The following is a 2,996-nucleotide window of genomic DNA, read 5'->3' on the forward strand; positions in this document are numbered from 1 at the left end:
GCCCACGCCTCTGACTTTGCAAAGAAGTACCCCTACAAGCCGCACTACAGCATGGTCATGCAACAGCATCGCTGCATTGACTGCGAACGCTGCATGGAAGCCTGTGTGGCTACTAACAATGTACCGAAACGCCACGGCAACTACCGCACCACCATCCTTGAAAAAGAGACTCCCGATGCCATCGGTGGCAAGCTTGAGTTTATTCCGGTACTCTGCAACCAGTGTAACCTGCCGCAGTGTGTCAGAGTCTGCCCCACCAAGGCGACCTACAAGGACAAGACCCATGGCATCGTCATGATGAACACCAAAAAGTGCATTGGCTGCCTGACCTGCCAGTTAGGCTGCCCCTACAACGCCCGCTATTTTGACGAAACCCGACACGCAGTTGACAAGTGCAACTTCTGCTGGGACACCCGTATCTCAAAAGGTGAAAAAGATACTGCTTGTGCCCACGCCTGTCCCGCAGACGTGCGGATCTTTGGAGACCTTTCCAATCAGGAGGAGCGAGTCTTCAAGATCGTACATCAGATCGAAAAAGCGGTCTGGGTACTGCGTCCTGAATCAGGCACGCGTCCCAACGTATTCTATATCAAAGGATAGCTAACCACTTTCACTCCAGAATGAGGATTTAAGACTATGACGATACGCACACTACTCATAACCGCTGTAGCCGCCCTGTCCTTGGCAGCCGGAGTTGCCATTGCTGCCAGTTATCCAGAGGCCCCTATCATTTATGACAAACCGGTCAAAGGGGTTATTTTCTCCCATAAAACCCATGCAGAAAAAGGTTTGGCCTGTGACATGTGCCACAATCATCTGTTTGAACAACAGGCTAAAAAGGCCCAGCAGAATGTAGACTTTGTGATGGATTCACTCTATAAGGGTAAATATTGCGGCGCCTGCCACAACGGATCACTGGCATTTGCCTCCAATACCCGCTGCGCCACCTGCCATATCGGTGTTAAGGGCGAAGAACGCTATAAAAATGGCGGCAAGACAGATAAAAAAGGCCACTAGAATCAACCAGCACCGCACAAAAAAGGCGCCTGCCGTTTCCGGAGGCGCCTTTTACTTTACCTTAACAACTTGGTCTACAGCTCTTCAAACGCTTCCTCTTCATGACTGGTCTCATCGTTTTCAATCTCACGACCCATACTATCGTCCTTCAGCCCTTTGATAAAACGCTGATTCTCATCAAGATTTTTGGCAATCTCCTGCAGCAGCAGGTCCAGCCCATCATCTTTTATAGGGTCAACACTCATACACTACCCGCCAAGACCATCCAGGAATCGCTCAGCATCCAGGGCCGCCATACAACCGGTACCGGCAGAGGTAATTGCCTGGCGATAGATATAATCCTGCACATCCCCGGCAGCAAAAACACCGGGTACGCTGGTCTGGGTGGCAAAGCCTTCTGAGCCGCCACGAGTTTTGAGATAGCCATCCTTCATCTCAAGCTGCCCGTCAAAGATACCGCTATTGGGAGAATGGCCAATCGCCACAAACACACCATCTAGGGTAATCTCCTTGGTTGAACCGTCGCGGACATCCTTGATCCGCATACCGGTTACACCCATGGCATCGCCAAACACCTCATCAAGGGTATGAAACCACTCGATAGTGACCTTGCCTTCGGCAGCCCTGGCCTTAAGCTTATCGGCCAGAATCTTTTCAGAGCGGAATTGATCCCGACGATGCACAACCGTCACGTGGCTGGCTATATTAGCAAGATAGAGAGCCTCTTCAACAGCCGTATTGCCGCCACCAATTACGGCGACCGGCTTGTTACGATAGAAAAAACCATCACAGGTGGCACAGGCTGACACCCCTTTACCCTTAAACGCCTCCTCAGACTCCAAGCCCAGATAACGGGCCGAGGCACCAGTAGCAATAATCAGGGCATCACAGGTATATCTAGTACTGTCACCCTGCAACTTGAACGGTCGCTGCGACAGGTCAGTACTCACAATCGTGTCATAGATAATCTGCGCATTAAATCTCTCGGCATGCTGACGCATCCTCTCCATCAGATCCGGGCCTTGAACCCCTGCATGGTCACCGGGCCAGTTATCAACCTCGGTTGTGGTGGTTAGCTGCCCCCCCGGCTGAAGACCGGCAATCATAACCGGATTCAGGTTTGCCCGTGCTGCGTAGACCGCCGCGGTATAGCCAGCAGGGCCGGAACCAAGGATAATTAGACGATGGTGTTGAACTTCAGACGACATAGCATCTCCTTAAAATAAAACTATCCCCTGCAGGAATATTGCAGAGGATAGCAGGTAAAAACAATAATGTCACGCCAACGACGTTTACTCGGGCTTTGTCCTTAACCCGGCGGCAATATTAAAGTTAACATCAATCACAATATTCAGCTTTTCAGTATCAGGATTTGCCATAACCTCAAACAGGCGCTTATCAATAAAAAGGCTCAAATTAAGAATATCCTGCCGCAGATTTTTTGGCAGAGGATTCTCAGGATCAGACAGCTCAGCCTGAAAAAAACTCCAGACCTTTTGATTAAATTTAATTGCCTCTAGCAATTTTTCATCACGATCGGGCGCTGACCAGTTTACCTGCACCTGTTTCAGCATCAGTCCGGCACGAGTTAAAACTGACGCTTCAAGCTCTCGACCTGAAAGCGTTTCTTTCTGCATTGAAGTGTAGGCATTAGTCGGATTCTGGTACATGATTAAGAAGCTCCTCTTCATACTGGATAAGTTGCTGGGCTTGCTTCAGCGCCTGATAAAATTTCCCCTCTAGAATATAGGCGGTAATCCCCGAAATCAAGTCTTTCATACTGGGAACCGCAACAAGAAGATCTGTAACGAGCTGACCATAAATCTGAGCAAGCTCAACATTTGGAACCTCTCCAAGGTACATCAATTGAATAACCAGATATATTTTTTTGCAAAAACTATCAGCTTGCTCCTCCGTTAGAATATCCTTCTCTCGGAGAATAGGGACATTGTTCTCAACAAAAAGAATACAAGCTGCTG

The 2,996-nt window shown here is 49.1% G+C and carries 6 protein-coding genes; 2 read left to right on the top strand and 4 right to left on the bottom strand.

The features are described 5' to 3' along the window. Together OEL57_RS15865 and OEL57_RS15870 are read left to right on the top strand one after the other, a co-directional pair. On the top strand, nt 1-600 hold a 600-nt coding region (locus tag OEL57_RS15865; protein WP_300741811.1), incomplete at its 5' end, for a 4Fe-4S dicluster domain-containing protein. Nucleotides 601-636: 36 nt separating this feature from the next. Further along, on the top strand, nt 637-1,017 hold the full coding sequence (locus OEL57_RS15870; RefSeq protein ID WP_300741812.1) for a cytochrome c3 family protein: 381 nt from the start codon (nt 637-639) through the stop codon (nt 1,015-1,017). A gap of 74 nt (nt 1,018-1,091) precedes the next feature. Here OEL57_RS15870 and OEL57_RS15875 read toward each other — a convergent pair whose 3' ends face one another. The 4 genes from OEL57_RS15875 to OEL57_RS15890 form a co-directional block, all read right to left on the bottom strand. Continuing rightward, nucleotides 1,092-1,262: a hypothetical protein gene (locus OEL57_RS15875; RefSeq protein ID WP_300741813.1), complete on the bottom strand. Its 171-nt coding sequence runs from the start codon at nt 1,260-1,262 to the stop codon at nt 1,092-1,094. Nucleotides 1,263-1,265: 3 nt separating this feature from the next. Continuing rightward, nucleotides 1,266-2,225 carry a thioredoxin-disulfide reductase gene (gene trxB, locus OEL57_RS15880; protein WP_300741814.1) on the bottom strand — a complete coding sequence of 320 codons (960 nt, stop codon included), beginning with the start codon at nt 2,223-2,225 and terminating at the stop codon, nt 1,266-1,268. A gap of 84 nt (nt 2,226-2,309) precedes the next feature. After that, entirely contained in the window at nt 2,310-2,687 is a 378-nt protein-coding gene (gene flaF / locus OEL57_RS15885; RefSeq protein WP_300741816.1) for a flagellar biosynthesis regulator FlaF, read from the bottom strand. Next, on the bottom strand, nt 2,668-2,996 hold a 329-nt coding region (locus tag OEL57_RS15890; RefSeq protein WP_300741818.1), incomplete at its 5' end, for a flagellar biosynthesis repressor FlbT. The genes flaF and OEL57_RS15890, both read right to left, overlap by 20 nt.

Origin of the sequence: Trichlorobacter sp. (assembly GCF_030247655.1) — a bacterium.
GTDB lineage: Bacteria > Desulfobacterota > Desulfuromonadia > Geobacterales > Pseudopelobacteraceae > Trichlorobacter.

Bases quoted from the DNA above. Each gene is read 5' to 3' on its own strand.
- OEL57_RS15870 (WP_300741812.1), top strand. From the start codon at position 637: ATGACGATACGCACACTACTCATAACCGCTGTAGCCGCCCTGTCCTTG.
- flaF (WP_300741816.1), bottom strand. From the start codon at position 2,687: ATGTACCAGAATCCGACTAATGCCTACACTTCAATGCAGAAAGAAACG.
- OEL57_RS15875 (WP_300741813.1), bottom strand. From the start codon at position 1,262: ATGAGTGTTGACCCTATAAAAGATGATGGGCTGGACCTGCTGCTGCAG.
- trxB (WP_300741814.1), bottom strand. From the start codon at position 2,225: ATGTCGTCTGAAGTTCAACACCATCGTCTAATTATCCTTGGTTCCGGC.